11 protein-coding genes are annotated in these 19,674 nt (G+C 22.7%); 9 read left to right on the top strand and 2 right to left on the bottom strand.

Annotation, left to right across the window (positions count from 1 at the left end):
• Positions 1-46: 46 nt before the first annotated feature.
• A complete protein-coding gene (locus P4S50_RS04350) occupies positions 47-832 on the bottom strand; it encodes a hypothetical protein (RefSeq protein ID WP_277733337.1) in 786 nt (261 codons plus the stop codon).
• Positions 833-1,470: 638 nt separating this feature from the next.
• Between P4S50_RS04350 and P4S50_RS04355 the strand changes: the two genes are divergently transcribed.
• Positions 1,471-3,354 (top strand): potassium channel family protein, encoded by a 1,884-nt coding sequence (locus P4S50_RS04355; RefSeq protein WP_277733338.1) that lies wholly within the window; start codon positions 1,471-1,473, stop codon positions 3,352-3,354.
• 465 nt (positions 3,355-3,819) lie between these two features.
• Here P4S50_RS04355 and P4S50_RS04360 read toward each other — a convergent pair whose 3' ends face one another.
• Positions 3,820-3,975, bottom strand: a complete 156-nt coding sequence (locus tag P4S50_RS04360) for a hypothetical protein (RefSeq protein WP_277733339.1) — start codon at positions 3,973-3,975, stop codon at positions 3,820-3,822.
• Between the two features lie 264 nt (positions 3,976-4,239).
• Between P4S50_RS04360 and P4S50_RS04365 the strand changes: the two genes are divergently transcribed.
• The 8 genes from P4S50_RS04365 to P4S50_RS04400 all read left to right on the top strand — a co-directional run bounded on the left by P4S50_RS04365 (position 4,240) and on the right by P4S50_RS04400 (position 19,672).
• On the top strand, positions 4,240-5,781 hold the full coding sequence (locus tag P4S50_RS04365) for a recombinase family protein (protein WP_277733340.1): 1,542 nt from the start codon (positions 4,240-4,242) through the stop codon (positions 5,779-5,781).
• Positions 5,782-6,382: 601 nt separating this feature from the next.
• On the top strand, positions 6,383-7,084 hold the full coding sequence (locus P4S50_RS04370; RefSeq protein ID WP_277733341.1) for a hypothetical protein: 702 nt from the start codon (positions 6,383-6,385) through the stop codon (positions 7,082-7,084).
• An 830-nt stretch (positions 7,085-7,914) separates the two neighbouring features.
• Positions 7,915-9,615, top strand: coding sequence for a hypothetical protein (locus P4S50_RS04375; RefSeq protein WP_277733342.1), 1,701 nt, complete (start codon positions 7,915-7,917; stop codon positions 9,613-9,615).
• Positions 9,616-11,021: 1,406 nt separating this feature from the next.
• On the top strand, positions 11,022-11,909 hold the full coding sequence (locus tag P4S50_RS04380; protein ID WP_277733343.1) for a phospholipase D-like domain-containing protein: 888 nt from the start codon (positions 11,022-11,024) through the stop codon (positions 11,907-11,909).
• A 2-nt stretch (positions 11,910-11,911) separates the two neighbouring features.
• Positions 11,912-14,188, top strand: coding sequence for a UvrD-helicase domain-containing protein (locus tag P4S50_RS04385; RefSeq protein ID WP_277733344.1), 2,277 nt, complete (start codon positions 11,912-11,914; stop codon positions 14,186-14,188).
• Positions 14,188-16,740 carry a hypothetical protein gene (locus P4S50_RS04390; RefSeq protein WP_277733345.1) on the top strand — a complete coding sequence of 851 codons (2,553 nt, stop codon included), beginning with the start codon at positions 14,188-14,190 and terminating at the stop codon, positions 16,738-16,740. Before P4S50_RS04385 ends, P4S50_RS04390 begins: the two co-directional genes overlap by 1 nt.
• A gap of 1,386 nt (positions 16,741-18,126) precedes the next feature.
• Positions 18,127-18,384, top strand: coding sequence for an ion channel (locus tag P4S50_RS04395; RefSeq protein WP_277733346.1), 258 nt, complete (start codon positions 18,127-18,129; stop codon positions 18,382-18,384).
• A 229-nt stretch (positions 18,385-18,613) separates the two neighbouring features.
• A complete protein-coding gene (locus tag P4S50_RS04400) occupies positions 18,614-19,672 on the top strand; it encodes a hypothetical protein (protein WP_277733347.1) in 1,059 nt (352 codons plus the stop codon).
• Positions 19,673-19,674 lie beyond the last annotated feature (2 nt).

The raw sequence follows: 19,674 nt of genomic DNA on the forward strand, positions 1-19,674 counted from the left end.
GGAGTATGTAAAAAATAATTTGTTATCTACATACTCCTCTGTTTATTTAAATGATTTTTAAACTTGATTCTTTAATATTATTATTTTTTAACAAATGAGCATTTTTTAAAAATGTAATAGCATCATTACCTAAGTCTTCAAAAATATTTTTTTCCCATTCCTCAAATATAAAATTGTTATTTTTAAGAAATGCAATTAATATCATTTGGATTGAAAGTAATACAATTTCTGAACTAATATTTATGATTTCAACATCTGTAACTGTTTCAAAGGTGTAATCTTGAGCACGTGGGATTGTCAAAGAACCATGAGCAAACATATTTCTAATTTTATAAATGATAAATAAGCCTTGTCCTGATTTTTCTATATTTTCTTGTGTTTTTATTCTTTTATACGCATCTAAAAAGTTTTTATTCTCTTCAATTTTTTCTATTAATTTATTAAGGTATTTTTCATAATATATAACAGTTGGCTCTAAACAATCATATTCTTCTTTTAGAAAGTAACATATTGAATTGATTTTACCTTTATATATTTCGTGTTGTTTTGGTTTTATAATATTAATAATTGATTCTAATGAACTCCAAATAAAACTAAATCTTGTTAATTCAGTTATAAAATCTTTATGTAAAATATTGTTGTTTTTTTCGTAATCATATATACTACCACAATATAAAATATCATCATTAAACCTTAATGTATTATATTCAACAGTTAATATTCCAGAGGCTATTTCTAGCCAATCTGATACGGTATTATAGCCCTGCATACCTAGAAATTTTGACAATCTATAACAATGTTTATCTAAGTTTACTAATAATGTCTTATCCAATTTTCACTTTTCCTTCCCTTTTGTATTTAGAATTAATTATAGTAGGGTATCCTTTTAGGTTTATCAAATATTATATAGAGTATAGGTAAAGTAATACACATCTACATATAATATTACAATTCTCTAAACATTTTATAAATTCCTTCTTGCATTACAAATATATACAAAATATTTAAAAAAAGGTTAAAATATGATAAAATATGTTGAAATATCAATTGGATTATATGAAGTTATTCAGAAGATTAATATTAAAAAAATACTATAGAATATATACCTGAGTTAATAAAAATATGCAGATATATAAGTATTATAAGAAAAAAATAATTATATTAAGCATTATAATGATAAAAGTTTATAGTAATAAAAAGTCTACTGTTAATCATGCTTTTAGTGATAGTTATAAATATTGTATTAACTATAAAAATAGTATCTTTTATGTTGGAATTTTAGGAATAAGGTAATTAATTCTAAATAGCTATTATTTTACAAAAGAGAAAATATATAATTTAAATAAATTATATTTAAAATGATGAAACTTTTTTACAAAAATTTTAGATTATTGATATAAAATTTGAATATTTAAGTATAGTCCCAAAAAATATTATTATAAAATAAGATGTAATAAAGGAGAGAATTATTTGAGTAAAATTAAATGGGAGGATATAGATAAAGAAACACTTGATAAAATATTAATGCAGTATAAAGAGAAAATTGAGAATAGTAAAGATTATAAAGAAAACGAGAGATTAATAAATGCATTAATATCTTTAAATCCACTTCCTGAGAATATAGAGCAAATTAAAGAAGTATTATGTAATATAAAAAATATAAAAAGATATGAAAACATAAAAATTGAAAAAATAAACGAAGAAAAAATATATGAAATTATAGAAAATGAATTTTATTTTTATGAATATTTAGAAAACGGTATCGAAAATATAAAGAATAACATTGATTGTAATATAATCATAGACAAAGATAAAAATATAATGGTACTTAACTGTATATTTTTAGATAAAGTGTATATGAATAAATTTATTGAACTGATTTTAAAATATTTTAATGAGAGATTTGAAGATGAATTTTCAAATATTATATTTAAAAATTGTATATTCAGAGAAAATATAGGTATTGACAATAGTTATAAAATGAACCATGCTATTTGTATTTATGAGTCAAAAATTTTAAAAAATGTTGAATTTTCTCAAGTTAAGTTTGAAAATTTTATAAAATTCAGTGAAGTTGAATGTTATGGATCTGTGAATCTTTACAATTCAATATTTCATAAGTGCGTTAGTTTTTCATTAACACAGATAAGATCTATTTTAGGTGCATCAAATACTATATTCAACAGTACTCTTAAATTTATTCATTGTGAATTTAAAAGTGGTTTTAGAATAAGTGATTCTGAAATTCATGATGATTGTTTTTTTCTACACTCACAATTTTATTATAATGTATATTTTACAAATACAGAATTTCTGAAATATGCATGTTTTACTAAAACGTATTTTGAAGAAAAAGTATGTTTTAAAGACACTCGAATATGTAATGGAGAATTTGAAAAAGCTCAATTTACATCAAATGTAGATTTTACAAATTCAATTATGAAAAATGTAGATTTTAGTAATGCTGTGTTTAAAGAAGTTGTACTTTATAATGGTGCCGAATTTTATGAGAATATAATATTCAAAAAAATACATTTTAAATCAGAAGTATGGTTTGAAAATATATCATTATACATAGGTAGTCTATTAGATTTTTCATATGCTAAATTTAGGGATATATCTGCAATAAATTTTGATCAAGCTTTTGGTAAAATACTTTTTTACAAAACTATTTTTTCAACTAAATGTTATTTAGATTATGAAACAATTCAAGAAAAAAAATATGAAGTATTCAAGCATCCAACGACCTATAAATATAGTAAGTGGTCTTGTTTTTATGCAAGTGAGATATATAAAGAAAATGGGAAGATTATACCTCATTTAGCAATGTACCACCTTTATAAAAACTACGAAAATGAAGAATTTTATGACAAGATAAAAACACTTAAATGTGATAAATGTAATAAGAAAAAAATATGTATAACAGGAAAAAAAGAATGTAATTTAAATATTAAAAATAAGTTATTATATAACATAAATAAATTAATAGGAGCAACAACAAAACATTTTACTTGTCCCGTAACGATAATTAAGACTATAGGAAAAACTTTATTAATATTTTGGCTTATATACTTAATATTTCCAAATTATTTACATCAAGGAGACTATAATCTTGGAAATTGTAATTTCTTTGTTTATATATTTAAAAGTATTTATAATTATAGCATACCTAAAATTTATCTATCTAAACTATGGGACACATTGTATTTTACAATAATAACATTTACAACTATTGGATATGGAGATATTTCACCTATCGGATGGTTAAGAATAGTTGCAGGAATTGAAGGCTTTTTAGGAGTATTTTTAACTTCATCATTTCTGGTTGCACTATCAAAGAGATATTTAGGATAATAATATAGATTATAGTACATTTTGCTATGACATATATTGTTTTAGATACATAATTTTTCTAACAAATATTAGTAAATAAAATTGGAAGAGTTTCAATTTAAAAGTATACTATCTCAACAAACTGGTTTATAAATGAACGTTAATCATAAGAGAATACAAAATAAAACAATATTGTAAAATACTAATATAGAGTATTTTTATAAACTGTTAGGAGATTACTATTTTAGAGAATATGGATTTACAAATTATATAAATTGTTGTGAAAAATACTTGTAATTATATTAAACTCTATAACACTATTATGAATTATAATGAAAATTAAATATTGTTAAGAAAACAGAAGTTAATATGTTTTCTTAACAATATTAATACAAGAGGATAAATGAATGAACTAGGTGATTATAGTTAAAATAACTTTGGTAGTTATACAATTTACACACTCTTTTAAAAATAAAAAATAGGTATTCAAACATATTTATTTTTTATTGACTTTTGTATATTAGAATTATAATCCTTTATTTTAGGTTTTAAAAGTACTAAATATAAATTTTTATGAAGTTCTTGAACAGCTTCTTTTGAAGGTTCATTTATTTTAATAATAATATAGCTTATTTTCTTCATTTTAATTCTCCTTTATAAATTAAAGTTTTTATAATAATATATATAAATAATGAATATATTCTTTTTTTGTGTCATAGCTAATAAAATATAAATTTATAGAATACAAGTATTTAATAAGATTTGATTTTATTAAAAAGATAAGTTATACTTAAATAAAATATTAAACGGGAAAGAAATGCCCAGTAATAAGTTTTAAAAAAAACTTATTACTGGGCATTTTTTTTGACCAAAAATATAATTTTAAATTTTAAGTAGGGTGATATAATGAAATATAAAATCAGTAATATAGCTATATATCTTAGAAAATCTAGAGGCGATGAAGATGTAGATGTTCTTAAAAAACATAGAAAAAGATTAATAGAATATTCCGATCAAAATGGATGGAAATATGATATTTTTGAAGAAGTTGCAAGTGGAGAACGTATAAGTAATAGACCAGAAATTCAAAAGTTACTTATACTTGTAGAGAAAGGCATGTATGATGGTGTTTTAGTTGTAGATTATGACAGACTGAGTAGAGGTAATAATAGAGAATTTGGTGAAATTATTGATGTTTTTCAGTATTCTAGCACTCTTATAATAACACAAGATAGAATTTATGACGTAAATAATAACAATGATTTAACCTTGTTAGGTATTCAGGGGGTATTGTCAAATGCAGAGCTTAGGCGAATTACAGATAGGCTACTAAAAGGAAAAAAAGATGGAGTAAGAGATGGTAAACTTACTAATGGAAAACCACCATATCCATACGAATATCAAAAACAAATTACATTAACAGAAGATGGAAAAGAAAGAGTTATAGGAAAGGTAGTAGTAAATAAAGAAAAAGCTGACGTGTATAAAGAAATAAAAAAAATGTATTTATCAGGCAGGTATGGAACGGAAGCCATAGCTGTTCACCTGAATAATAAAGGGATAATTTCTCCCGGCGGAAGTGTATGGCATAATAATGCAGTTAAGAGACTTTTAGTTCACCAGTTTCATATGGGCAAAATAATTTATGGGAAAAATGAATGGAAAAGAGATAGGGATAACAAAAGAAAAATAACTAGAAAAAGAGATGAGAGTGAGTGGGTAATTGGAGAAGGCGATTATGAAAATTTAAAAACACAAGAAGAACATAAAAGAATATTACAATTATTAGAAAAAAATAATAAAATTCCTAGAAAAAGTAGAATGGGTTGCTTTCCTACATCTGGGGTTATGTATTGTAAAAAATGTGGAAGAAGAATGGCATATTCAGTTGGAAGAAGAGAAGTAAAGAGTGGAAAAATATATAACTATACCAAATGTAGTTATAAAACACCTCTAGGAGAAAAATGTTCTCAAAAAGGTATAAAGATGGATGAAGATTTTTATGAATGTTTATATCAATCTATAGTTAATTATATTAATATAAACGAATTAGAAATAATTAATGAAAATAAAGAGATTATTAACGAAAGAAAAAAGTTATTAGTATATAAACAAGAAAAATTAAAAGAACTCCAAAAATCTTTATTTAGGATTATGGAAGCCTATGAATTGGGGGTATATTCTATAGAAGAATTTCAAGAGCGAAAAAAAGAAAAAGATAAACAAATAAAACAAATAAAAAATGAAGTAGTTTTTTTATCAAATGAGAGTGAAAAAACTAAAAAATATACAAAAGATGAACTGAAAGAAAAAATACAAGAGTTTAAGGACCGATGGAAAGAAACTTGCAATTCTAAAGAACAAAATATGCTACTTAAAACAATCGTCAAAAAAATTATATATGATAGAAATGGAGATAGTGTAAGTCTAGAAGTTGAATATTTGTAAAATAAAAGTAGAAGTATGAAAATTAATAATATACCTCTTGTGAGATTATTGAATTTTTCCATAGATCCTATTTATAAAGAAAAATTTCTGAATTATATTTAAAATATTAATATATAAATAATTAAAATCTTGTATGATTAAAATAACTAGTAATAACTTGAAAAGAATTATTACTGGTTATTTTTTTTATAAAAAGGATCTGAAATAGCAAAGTAATTTAGATAATATGAAGAGAATATATGTTTTTATCAATTAAAAATTTAATTGAAAAGAATTTTTTTAGTTTCTCTAAATGTTTAATGTGTAAGATATATTTTTAAGATTTATTGTATATCTATCTAATTTAATTATTTTATTAATAAAAATTACTTATATAGAGAATAATTTGCTTTATTAAGTGTTATTATAAAAATAAAAGATTTCAAATTACATAACAAAAATTTACAAAAAAGTTTAAAATATTAAAGTTATATGGTAAAATTAAACAAAATAGCATAGATGAAAAAATTTGACCAATGGTAGGTTTAAAAAAAAACTTACCGTTGGTCAATTTTTTTTGACCTATATTAGGATGAAATAAAAACTTAAGGAGGTTTAAAAAATGATAAAATTATTTAATTATTGTGTGACAGACATAGTGGTAAAGAATTTAGAAGAAATACTTGATAAAGAATATACGGAAATAACTAAGGAAGAATTTGAAGGCTTATTACATGAATATAAACATGATAGTGAAAATGAATATTTGTGGTCTGATGAAGATGAAAATGTTATATGTTCTTTAGATTTTGGTAATCCAGCAACAAGTGGTACTACAAATTGCTTTTATAAAATCAATGATTTAGGTATTTATATTGCAGAAGATAATAATCGTTGTGAATATTTTTATTATGGAGACATTGGAGATACAAGTCAGTTTATAGATTATTATTTGAATTACTGCACAATAAATAATGAATTTATAATCAAATCAATATATAAATTAACTTGGTATGATGAAAGTGATGATTGTTATAAAGCCGTTAAAGATTTTATAAAAGAATATACAGATGATGAAGATGGTAAAGATTTAATAGAATTTCATGGAAATGATCTATCTTGTCTTAATCAAAAAATACAAGAATTTGTAAATGATTTTGAAACAGAAGATTTTAAAATTGGAACTTATTTAGGAAATTCAATATATAAAATCAAGAAAAAATTATATTATTTAACTGATGATAGCTATGTATTTAATACAGAATATCACTGGTACTTGAAAGAAGTAGGTGAAAAATGCTATGAATATTTTGAAAAATATTAATAAATAAATCTACTTAAAAATAGGAATAAGGATTTGGTAAGAGATAAAATATAAGAATTACCAAAAGTACTGAGATTAAACAATAATGTCAATCTAAAGATATTATTAAACCTTAACTTTAAAAAGTTACACAACGTTGTAATTTAACATTGAAAATAAAATATGAAAAAATAAAGAATTAAAGAAAATTATAACTAAAGTACTAATTATTAACTTATATATAACGAATATAAAAAAGTGTTACTTTTATACTTTCTTTATAAATTTCATATTAAATTTCAATGGATTTTTTCTTTTTTAAATCTTAAATTTAGAATTTAGTATATATCCGTAGATATATACTTTAGTATTTAAAACTGTTCTTTATTTTAAAACCTTTTCTTAAAAACCTTCTTTAACTTTTAAGTTTGTGAAGAGAAACGAGTAAATTTTAATTTTTTAGAATGAATTCAAGTGAATGTAAATTTTCAGAAGGTTTTATGCACATTAAATAAAAATATTAAGACGAAATTTAAAGTGTTATATTAAAATATTATGGCTAGATTAGAAATAGTTTTTTTATAGAATATTCTAGAATAATAATTTAGCAATAACTTGAATTTTATTTTTAAAAGTGTTTATTGAAAATGTAACTTTCTAGAATAATACAGAAAAATATATTTAAAGATCAATGTTTAAAATTGTATTAAGACTATATAGCACTCACAAAAGTTAAGCAAAGATAGAGTATCTATAACAGTAATTAAAATAGTTTAAAGCATCTTTTGCTATTAATATATTGTTTTTTTAATAGAATAAAATTAATACTAATATAAATGGGGGAGATATACTTGAACCTTATTACCAATGATGAAAGAAATGAACAAGAATACAAGGGGTTTATACTTAAGGATGTAGAAAAAATTAACATGCAAATGGAACTATTAAGAAAAAATATAGTAGAAAAAGATACCTGGATGGAAGATAAATTTAAATTATTTAATAATGAAGCATCATCTGGAAAAAGCAGAAATGTGAAACAAATTTTAGGCGAAATAGGAAAAAAACAGATATACAAGGTTGTATATGTTCAAAAATTTTCAAAGGAAGACAGATTAGAAGAAACAGCAAAAATGATAAATAACGTTGCTGAGAGGGATGTTGCATTTGCATATTATGAAAAGACAAAATCAAAAAAGAAAAGTGCAAAAAAATCAAAGATTTTGTGCATTACACATAGGATGTATCTTCAAATATGTAAGGGGAAATATAAGGACCTCATAAAAGATCGAGATATATTAATAATAGATGAATATCCAGATATTTTAGAAACAATAAAAATCAATCTTAGAGATGTAGAAAAATTATGGGGAGAATATATGGAATATGATCCAAATGATGAATTAAGTCATATAGCAAATTTTTTAAAACGTAAGTTATATGAATTTAAAGAAAGGAGCAAAAGGGAAAAAAATAAGGTGTTTATAGAACACTTTAATAATGATAAATATTTATATATTTTAGATAATATAATGCAAATTACTAAGAGTGATAAAAAAGAAATTCTTGAAAAATTTAAAAATTTACTTAAAAATGAATGTTTTTATTATAATAATTCTTTTAATACAATTAATAATGAAGTTGATTTTGTATTGTTAAAAAACAACATTATATTAGATGCAAATGCAGAGTTTGATTATAGGTATAAATTATTAGACAAATTTAAATTATATAATCAAGAAAAAGTGTTTAATTATTTCAACACTGATATGTATATATATGAAATTTCGACCACTAAAAAAAGTTTAGAAATTTATATAGATTATTATGATAAAATAGTGTGCGAATATATAGATCATAATTGTGATAATGAGCTTACTTTATTTATTGCAGATAAAGAAACAAAAGAGATAGGAGATCTGAAAAAAAAATTAGTGGAAGCAGGAGTAAAAGAAGAAAATTTTGAAATTGATTATTTTGGTAATATTATAGGAAGTAATAAGTATAGAGAGTTTAAAAATATTTTTATATTAAAAACTCCAAATTTTAATTATGAATCTTATGTTCTTATGGATTTATTTTATAATAAACAAAAAATAAATTATGAGAAAGAAATTGTAGTATTTCAAGATTTTGATATAGAAAATATAAGAAAAAGTGTCATAGCTGGAGAAATATATCAAGCTATAAAAAGAATAAACAGAAATAATGAATTAGATTCCAAAATATTTTTATTTTGCAATGAAAAGGATGTTATAGAGATTATTAATAGACAATTTAAAGGAATAAACATAATTACACAAGAATTAAATGTAAAAAAACTAAAAAATAAACAAGAAATTGAAAAGAAAACTAAAGCTGATAAACTTATAGATTTACTGAATAAATGTTTAGATAGCAAAATACATAAAATATCTAAAAAAGAATTGAGAGAACAGATAAATATTAACAAAACATATTTTACAAGATTGATATCAAATAATGAAGTTGAAAATTTTATGAGATTAAATAATATTGAAAAGACAAATAATGAAATAGTATTTAAAGTCTAGAATTGAAAATGTATGGTTTTATATAATAAATCTAAAATCCATAATCATAGATGAAATCTTTCTGTTAATATCCAATATTATATCATCCAATTAGCTAATTTAATTTGTATAATAATTAAGAAGATGTCGTATAGTCTTTAAAAGAAATACAATTTTTTAATAATATATTAAGCTTAGTGAATAAATAAGATAAAATACCTATTAGATAATAAACTAATAGGTATTTTTTATATGAAAAATAGTAATTAATATAAATAATTTATAAATTTTTATAGAGTTGTAATTAAGTGATTCCAATCTGTTGAGCTTATAAAGTATATAAGAATATATATAAATTGTATATACTTTCGTGTGCATAATTTATAATTGTATATAAATTGTATATAAATTGTTATATATAAAATCTTTGTACATAAGTAATTTCAATGGTTATAGAAAATTGCTTGTATAAATATTATAAAGCCGAACTTCTTATAAAAAATATGTTATATCAAATAAATAATGAAATAAATATAAAAGCATAAATTTATTCAAAAAAGAGAGGGATTTTTTTAATAAAAAGGAGTCGAGGATTCATTATAAAAAAGCTGAAAGTCATTGAAAATAGTAAGGATTAATTAATTTGTAATGGTACAAATGATGGCACTACAAGGGACATGGTTTTGGCCATAAAGAAAATAGAAAAAAATTATATTTACAATGAATGCCAAGAACAAGATAAGGTTTTTGTATATTTTCTTAAAAAAATCATAAAAAATATACGAAAGTATATAGAAATAGTTATTTTTTTGATGTTTTTTATAGTTTTTTCATAATTATTTAGAATAAAAGCTAATATAAATAAACTAAGAATAATTAATATATTTTTAATAAAAAAACTAACTTTTCATACAAATTTGATCCTTTTTTTATTAAAATCATATAAAAAGTTAGTTTTTTTATATGATTTCATATATTAAGAAATAAGAATGTAATTGTAGTTGTAAGGTATAAATATCCTGTTGACACAAAGTGATTAATATATTACAATTTCTTATGATTTATTAAATAAGATTGTAAGTATAAAATTATTTGTATAAAAAGAGGGTTTTAAGCATAATTTATAATTAGACTAAATTATATAAGGGTGATTATTAAATGAAACATTTAAATAGATTTTATAAATATAATTTGTTAGTAGATAAATTAAATAATTCTTTTAAAAGAGGCAGTTAGCTTTAAAGCTAGCTGCCTCTTTTAGTTTGTAAAAAATAATTTACCAAAAATCAAATCTATAACATAACAACTTCTATATATTAATTATCGACAAAATTAAAAGGAAGGGTGTACAAAATGAAGTATGAACTATTTATTAGAATAGTCAATGATTTAAATATAATTACAAAACAATTTAGGAGTGAAGAAATATGAATAGAAACTTGAATCAAAAAAGTAAAATTACAGCTTTTATAATAGAGGATGATGATATATATATGATAAATAAAGTGATATATGATTTATTACACAAAAAAGAAGAAAAAATTACTCTAGTTGTACCTAGTGAGTTTAAGAAGATTATAATTAAACTCTTTAAAGATAGAGAATTTCCAATTGAACTATATGAAGTAAAAGATGAAGAAGAAATCTTTTATAGTGAAGTCTCTCCATATTATGAAGTAATTTATTTTAATCTTATTCAAGATAAGGCAAAGTTTATGAATTGGATAGAAGATAAGAACGCCACTATTATAAGTAATAGCGAATATGGGTTAGATGAAAGCTTTATTAAAAAACAATACTTTGGAACAGGAAATTACGAAGCGATTAATCCAAATAAAAACATGATTGAATATATGAAAAAATGGAGGGGCAAAAGACGAATATATAATAAACAGATAACGGAATGGATTATAGATACTATAAGAATTGCTAAAACAGAAATACACATGGGATGTCCATGGTTGAATGAAACATTTGATAGGTTCAAAAATGAATTAGAAAATGCACTAAAAAGAGGAGTAAAGATAAGGATATATTATGGTATAGGAGAAAAAGATGATAGAAGGGAAAAAACTGAAGAACAAATACTAAAACTTAAGATGGCATTTATAGGAAAAGGAGATTTTAGTGTAAAAAAGGTGAATTCACATATTAAAGATTGTTTAATTGATTATTGGTATATGAATGGAAGCAATAATTTTGGGAGTAATGCAATGAATTATGAAGAAGCTCCAAAGGAGGGAGCTCTGGTACTAACAGTTGATGAACTAGAATTTAATGACATAATAGAAGAGTTTAACAGAGAGGGGCAATAAATATGATTCAGTTGTTACCATCTACTTTTAGTGAATTTAAAAAGTTAAGTACTATAAGACTTATTGAAAAATTAATATCTGAGGGAAGAGAAGCACATATAATAACGAGTGGAGAACAATATGAATTTATAGAAAAGCAGATTGAAGAGAGGCAGCTTAGAAGTTTGATAAAAGTATATAAATCAGAACAGAATGTTCCAGATAAAACATGTAATGGAGCATTAAATGAAAACCAATATAAATTTATAAATAAATGGGTAAAGGATTTTAACACAGAACAGTATCAAGCTTTACAGTATGCAAAAATAGAAAATATACAGATAAATGCTTCGGCTGGAACTGGTAAAACAACTCTTGTAATTAGAATAATATATGAGCTCTTAATAACAGGTAAAGTAAAACCAGAAGAAATGATAATAACTACTTTTACGAATAATTCAACAGAGGATATTAAGAATAGACTATATGAGTTATTTTACAAAAGGTGGCAAGTTTCTCATAATGCTAAATGTAGAGAACTAATAGAAAATTTTTATAAAATAAAAATTGTAACTTTAGATTCTTACAATAAAGAGCTTCTAGGAAAATTAGGTGGTCAATTTGGATGCTCTAAAAATTTAAAGGTAGCAAATGAAAAAATAATACTTAAAAATATTATAACAAAGAAATTGAGAGAGTATCTTGATTTAAATAAAATTACATTTACGAAATTAGGAATGGGTGAAGTAGACCTTATTAAATTAATAAATATATTCATTTCTCATAATAAGTTTAATGTTAGAGATATATCCAATTTTATACTTTATGAAAGTAATGATGATGAAAGAGTTAAAGCGGTATGTAAACTTTTATATAATGTCTCAACTAATGTAATATGTGAAATAGACAACATATATATAAGAAAAGATAAAATTATCTTAAAGGATGTAGAGTATAAGCTTAATGAAATCTTTAACTATGGGTTTACTACGAAAGAAAAGATAGGAAGGATAAAATATATATTTGTAGATGAATGTCAAGATACTAACCTTTTACAATTTAATATTCTGAAGAAACTAAAGGATAGTACAAATGCAAAAATTATTGCTGTTGGAGATCCAAATCAAGCCATTTATGGATTTAGAGGTGCTAATCCAGAATCAATGGAAATGTTTGAGAAAATTGCAGATCAAAAAATAGAATTAAAGAAAAATTACAGAACACAGAAAAATATTTTAGATAAAATAGATGAAATCTTTAGTACACTTATTGGAAAAGAGTTTGTTAATCCTGTTGTAACAAAAGATAGTGGTGGTGTAATAGAAAAAATAACATACGATAGATATGATAGTTTTAAAGATATAGTCAGAAAAGTAAAGGAAAATTTACCTGATATTGAAAAGGCAAGACGAGATAATGAAGGAAAAGAAAATTTGAAAGATAGGATATCCATTTTGGTGAGAACAAATTCTAAAGGTAGAGAAATAGCAGATAGATTAAAAGAAGAAATATCGTGTACCTTTAATAATGGAGGAAATCTATACAGAAGTAAAGCTGCAAGGGAGCTATTAATACTTATAAGATACTTGCTTATGCCAGATAATTTACTATATAAACTTCAAGTTTTAAATACAAGTTATCTAAACTGGGATTATGGAAAATTTAATTGTAAAGAGTTAGAAAAATTAGATACTGCTTATGTGGATAATCTTTTGTTAGATTTTAATAATTATTTAAAAACTATACAAAATAGAACTCCTTTCGGAAAAATTTGCGAAATAATTGCAACACAAAATCCATCTAAAGGTATAGAATCATACCAGCAAGATCTAAATCTAATTTTAGATAGATTCATTAAAAATAGTAAAGTATCTAGTCTAGTGGATTTGGATATATTCTTAACTTTTAAGATGATACATGATCGTGAAGAACAGGATAGTCATCAAAAAAAAGCAGAAGATTTAGTAGTTGTTAATACTATGCATAGTGCTAAAGGATTAGAATTTCACACAGTTATTATGTTAGCAGACGACAATTATAGAATAGATGAAGAGAGAAAAGAGTTAATAAATATATTTTTTCAAAAATATACAGGTAAAGTAGGTATTAAATATAAAGAAAAGATTAGGAATAAATTTTTTACAGATATATTAGAAATAGAACAAGAAAAAATTAGAAGAGATGAAATAAATTTATTATATGTAGGAATGACTCGTAGTATAGAAAAATTAGTTGTAATTACTAACAATAATACTAAGAAATATACTTATGGTGAATTGTTGAAGAAAGGTGGATTTTAATGATAAATATATTACCTTATACAAATATAAAGGATGTAGACAATAAAATATATCAAGATGCTGAAATAATTATTTTAGCTTATCAAGCAATGATAGAGCCTTTAAAAAAACAACTATTAAGTAAAAAAGTTACTTCTATAGGAAAGGTTCAAAAAAAAATTCTTCCGTTTCTAGATAATACTGAACTTGTGCTTAAAAATATAATAAGACTTAAAAAACTTATAGAAAATAGAGAAAATGTAAATAAAGGAATTGCAATGAGAGCACTTAAGCATGCAAATGATTTTATAAATTCTATAAAATTATTAAAAGAATTAAATATAGATTTAGAAGAATATAAATTTGCTAATTTAACGGATGATGAACTTTTCTTTTGTGATGTTGCGGAGGATTTGTTGATTGAAAATAGTTATACAGATTATGATATTAAAATTGAGAAGTATAAGATAAATATAGAGTATTTTAAAAAAGATTTTATAGATGCTATTGAATGCATTGTAGAAGACGAAAAAATTATAGAAAATTTAAAAAGTGTATCATTAAATAATAGAAAAAAAATAATTTTACAAGGATTTCACATAATTACACCGCCACAGCAAATGCTTTTTCATTTTCTAGAAAAATTGGGGTTTGATTTAATATTCTTAACTTGTTTTTCTCCTTATTCAGATTCTATTAATAAAGTTCTTTATAAAACTTATAATGAAAAATTTGGAATTAAGTTAGATTTACCTAGAATGAATATAGATGATTGTAAATCGCCAGATCTTAGTAATATCTTTGCCATGACATTAGAGGGAATAGATGTTTCGGATATGGTAAAAAAATATTATAAGAAGTATTCTGAACCAGATATAGAGATAAGGGTATATAAAGATAGAAATATGTATAATCAAAGTATAATAGATTCAATAGAAAAAGAAAAATTTGTATTTTCTACAAACCCATCAAAAATAGACGAAGATATAGCTATTTTTGGTGGAGATCTTAGTTATAACAAGAGAATATCTATAAAATATTATCCTATAGGCATATTTCTAAATGAACTATATAGTATGTGGGATAAAAATAGAAAAAATTATTATTTAAGTTTTGATGGTTTAAAAAAGATTTTTGAAAGTGGTATTTTAGGTAGTGAGAAAGATAACGCAAAGAATTATTTAAATGATCTTGAGTATATTAGAGAATATTTTAGAGGATGTGAGACTTTAAAAGAATGGATTAAAAGGGCAGAGGATTTAACAATAATAAATAGAAATTTGGATATTATAAGGCAAAAATATGGACCTATTTCTATAAGTAAACAGAGAATACATCGTATACTAGATTACCTTAAAGAGATAAAAAAATTAGCAGAAACAATATTTGATAATAATAATATAGAAAATGAAATGAGAAATCATTTAGAAATTTTACAAAACATACTAGAAAATGATATTAATACAAAAAAAGAAGACATTGTAGTAAAAAAATTACTTGAACAGATAAAAAATATATTAGAGAAAGGGAAGGCACATGGCATAAAGGTAAACAACAATTATCTCATAGACGCCATTACCGTATATATTAGTAAATTGAATAATATCGAATTATTAACTGATGATGATTATGAAGAGGAACTTGACGTAAAAAAGCTTGATAGAGTTGAAAACATAATGTTTGAAAATATAGATGAAATGTATTTATATGACATTAATAGAGATTCATTTCCTATGGTTAAGGGGAGTTTTACATGGCCTCTAAGAGAAGAGAGAATAAGAGAAATTCTTAAAATATGTAATGAAAAAAATGAATTTAAGAGAGTTTTGATTGAACGAGCATTATCTATATTAGAAACACAGACAGATGCTACAAGATATATGTTTTGGATGGCTTTGAAAGCACCATGTAAAAAAATTATGCTAAGATTACAAGATTCGGAACAAGAAAATGCACATTTTTATGAATTAGAATTAAAAAAAGTTTTAGGAATTAATGAAAAGCAAAAGTCATATCCTACTGAAAATATAAATTTAAATAAAAAAAACATTCCGTCTATCTCTGGATATTCAAAAATCGATATAAAAGAAGTAGATGATAAGTGTCATAAATATTGTGAACTTAAGGCTTTTTATGAAATAATGGCAGGTACAAAACCGTTTACAGATAAATTTACTATGGATGTTGGATTCCCAAATTTATTAAAAGCTTTTCATGATAATAATCAGAAAATTTCTGATGAAGATATAAAAAAGTTACTTGAAAAATTATGTCCACAATATTCAGATTATAAAAAAAGAGAATTTATAAACCTTTTTAGACATGAGAAAAAGAGAAATAATAAAGATTCACTTAGAAATTTAAATGATTCAAAGATAAATATACAAAAAGATTATAATGAATTTATACAATTAAAGAGATGTGAGCTAAAACAACAGGGAAAAGATTTTGGTGACAAAGATATAGAAAGAGAGATATTTAAAGGAATCATACCTTTACCAACTAATAATTTTGAACACTGTAGATACTGTGAATATGTAGATACATGTATATTTAGGAAGTTTGAATCTTGATTTGGAAAATGTATGTTATAAGCTATATGTTTTATTTAGTTTCTGTAAAAAGGTTTTTAGAACTTTTTTTATTTCATTTTAAGACTAAATTTTTTTGTTTTTTAAACCTTATATTTCAATATTTTCATTTTGTATTTTACTATATTTCCTGAAAATGCATCATAAGTATTGTTTTTAGATTCATAAATATATCTTCTTAAAATAATAGCAATAATGGTTCTGGTGTGAAAAAAGTATTAAGTGTTCAGTTATTTTAAAATATCTTTTGAACTATAAAAATTTGGAAAAAATAATGTAAGAAAGATAATTAAATATTAATCATACTAAGATAATGAGATAGGCTCATCAATATGTACTAGAGAAAAAATAAAATTAGAAAGCATCTGAAACTAACTAATAGTTATTGGCTAATCGATGAGACATATATTAACGTTAAAGGGAGATGGGGATTTATATAGAAAAGTGGATTCTAATGAATATATAATTGATTTTATGTCTAATTCTAAAAGAAATACAAAAGCTGCTAAAGATTTTTTATAAAAGTGTTAAAATCTCTAAATAATAAAGACTTAGAGTAGTCACAAAACATTAAAAGGAACTGAAATTTTTCATACAATAGAAAAGGGAAGGTCGATGGTATAAATTGATGTGTCCTTGCTGAAGTCGAATTTATCAATAAATCACTTAGTTTAGTATCATAAAGTTTAATTGAAAAAGGTATTTCTCTAGCATTTAATATTTTTTGTACCAGAACATTAAAAATTAATTTGTTATATCATGAATACAAAATAATTGTAGTTTTTAAATAAAGTTTAAATTTTTATAAATTAAATATAGGTTAAAAGACGAAAATAGTAAATATACTATAATCGCAAGTTTGAAAAGAAACATTAGGAAATTAGAATAAGAAAATAGACAATTTTAGTTATGGAGATATTTGGAAGAATATTTAAATTTCTTAAAATATATACTATAATTTCAATATTAAACAAAGTACATAGTCTGATTTTTTAGTATAAACTGAAATAACAGACATATGGTTATTTTTATAAATATATGATAAAATTTACACTAACATTCATATTATGATAATCTTATTTTGAATAAAACACAATAAGGAGCAAGTAATATTTAGAAAGAAAAATAAGAAAAATTCGTTAATAGAATCTTTAAAAGATATTATAAAAATATGATTACTAATAAGAAATATAACTCAATAGATGAATTTTGTTAATCAATTTTTAAAGAATGATTTAACATAATTATGGGGAATGCTTTTATAAAAGTAAAAAATATTTACATAGAAGTTTAAAATTACATAAGAGAATAATGTCTACATTAACAAACTAGACGTGTGGTTAGGGTGGAAAGTGGATAAATGGGATTGTGTTTGCTTTTGTATATATAATATTAAACGTATTCATATATATGATGAATGAACTTAATTCAAGTACTGGTGAAACTATTAATTATTGTTTTTCTTCTAATCTCAAAGATTATATACCTACATTGGAAAAATTAATTGATTTTGGTGATTGTCTATACTTTAGTATAATGACATTTACTACAATTGGCTATGGTCATTTTGAAGATAATGGTTTGGTTGGTAGAATATTAATAATTTTAAAATATTTTTCAGTGTGATTATTATTACATTAATAACAGAAACTGTATTAAGAAAATTATTTAGATAATTGTATTATAAAAAGGAAATATGTAGATAAGAAACTTGAAAATATATACAGTACATAAAAATTTATATATTGTATATATTTCTAAAAAATTAGATTTTGATACTTTAGAAATCTTTAATTTTTTTTAAAACTACATATGGCTTTTTAGCAAGAAGAATATAAAAAGGAGAATCGCATATATGAGCGAGTTAATAACAGAGATTTACTCACAAAATATAATGAATTATGATTCCTATAATCAAAAAATCATTTCATTAATTGGAATTTTAGAAGGCTATTTATATAAAGTATCAAAAAAACATTTTAGAAATATTAATAGTAAAAAAATTGAAGAAGTAACCTTGTCTGAATTAGGCTTAATTTATAACAATTATTTTTATAAAAACACTGGTATGAATGGTGTTTGTTGGGAGTATGCTGTATTTTATGCAATATATTACAATGAAACATATATTCAAGATTTAATTAATATGGCAATTAATTATCTTTCAGGAGAGAATACTTGCGAAAGAATAAATGCGATTTTATGGGGGGCAGAAAAAACAACTATTTCATTAGATAATATAAAAAGTAGCATTAAAGATGATGAAATGATATGGAGTCCAATCAAAGAATACAATTTCAAAGATTACATTGATTTAATAAAAAATTCATTTTATAGCAAAAAATTAAGAGATGCCTTACCTAATAATATAAAAGATATATGGAAAACTGATTTATTTGTAAAAAAAGAAAGTAGCAATACATGGTATGCAGTAACAGTTAAATGGAATGGACATGACGTAAAATATCATGAAGGGTTGTCTATTGGAATATATTTTGAATTTGCAAATTCGCCTAAACGAACTCAAAACCCCTATCCTATAACAAATATAATGAATAAAAATTATTTTGTTTATTGTTCTATACCATTCATTTTTAATTTTGGAGAATATTATACATATATTTTTAGATTGGTTAATAATATACTATCAAAAATAAATTGCAATAAGAGTAATTCAATGGCTTCGACATTTGCAACTGGGGAAGAATATAATATTTTTCAATATTTTTATAAGAATAAAGATGCCTCCTGTATTCAGCTAATTTATTATTTAAAAAATTATTACTCATACTATATTAATACTATAGAAAGTAATGAAATAATTTTAGCTACAGATAGAAAGATAACTTGCAATCCATTTATAAATACTACTCTTGGAGAAAAAGAAAAAGGCATAAAAATAATTCCTAAGTAAAT

The sequence above is a fragment of the Tepidibacter hydrothermalis genome, from assembly GCF_029542625.1.
Classification (GTDB): Bacteria; Bacillota; Clostridia; order Peptostreptococcales; family Peptostreptococcaceae; genus Tepidibacter_A; species Tepidibacter_A hydrothermalis.

What these genes read in the sequence shown, in the direction of transcription:
- P4S50_RS04360 (WP_277733339.1), bottom strand. Translation starts at nt 3,975, where the DNA reads ATGAAGAAAATAAGCTATATTATTATTAAAATAAATGAACCTTCAAAA.
- P4S50_RS04365 (WP_277733340.1), top strand. Translation starts at nt 4,240, where the DNA reads ATGAAATATAAAATCAGTAATATAGCTATATATCTTAGAAAATCTAGA.
- P4S50_RS04370 (WP_277733341.1), top strand. Translation starts at nt 6,383, where the DNA reads ATGATAAAATTATTTAATTATTGTGTGACAGACATAGTGGTAAAGAAT.
- P4S50_RS04380 (WP_277733343.1), top strand. Translation starts at nt 11,022, where the DNA reads ATGAATAGAAACTTGAATCAAAAAAGTAAAATTACAGCTTTTATAATA.
- P4S50_RS04385 (WP_277733344.1), top strand. Translation starts at nt 11,912, where the DNA reads ATGATTCAGTTGTTACCATCTACTTTTAGTGAATTTAAAAAGTTAAGT.
- P4S50_RS04390 (WP_277733345.1), top strand. Translation starts at nt 14,188, where the DNA reads ATGATAAATATATTACCTTATACAAATATAAAGGATGTAGACAATAAA.
- P4S50_RS04400 (WP_277733347.1), top strand. Translation starts at nt 18,614, where the DNA reads ATGAGCGAGTTAATAACAGAGATTTACTCACAAAATATAATGAATTAT.